Raw genomic sequence first — 684 nt, forward strand, 5'->3', positions numbered from 1 at the left:
CACCGCGCCGCCTGGGCCTCGCGCCTCGGCGACGACCCGCTGGGCGACCGTCTCGCCGGCGAGCTCGAGCGTCGCGGGGTCGAGCTGTGGGTCGAGCGCGACGGGGACGCGCCGACCGGGGTCATGTTCAAGGATCCCGGTGTCGAGTCATCCGCGGTCTACTACTACCGGCGCGGATCCGCGGCCTCCCGCATGGCTCCCGGTTTCCTCGACGCCGCCCGGCTCGAGGGCGTGCGCATCGTGCACACCACCGGCATCACCCCGGCGCTCTCCGCCACCTGCCTGGCGATGGTCGATGCGCTGTACGCCGACGCCCGCGCCGCGGGAGCCACCGTGTCGTTCGACGTGAACGACCGCCGCGCCCTGTGGAGCCCGGAGGACGCGGCCTCGACGCTCGCGCGACTCGCGGACGCCGCCGACATCGCCTTCGTCGGCCGCGACGAGGCGGAGCGCATCTGGGGCACCGCGACACCGGCCGCGATCCGGGCGCACCTCCCCCACTGCGCGCTGCTCGTGGTGAAGGACGGCGACGTGGGCGCGACCGCGTTCACGCACGACGCCGAGCCCGTGTTCGTCCCGGCCCCCACGGTGGACGTGGTCGAGCCGGTGGGAGCCGGCGACGCGTTCGCCTCCGGCTTCCTCGCGGCGACGCTCGAGGGCGAGGACCTCGCCGCACGCCTGGCC

At 75.4% G+C, this 684-nt stretch carries 1 protein-coding gene; it reads left to right on the forward strand.

The features are described from left to right. Positions 1–684, forward strand: a 684-nt coding sequence (locus DW299_RS03365; protein WP_136035659.1) for a sugar kinase, incomplete at both ends; no start/stop codon positions are given.

This window comes from Microbacterium sp. K35, assembly GCF_004794375.1.
GTDB lineage: Bacteria > Actinomycetota > Actinomycetes > Actinomycetales > Microbacteriaceae > Microbacterium > Microbacterium sufflavum.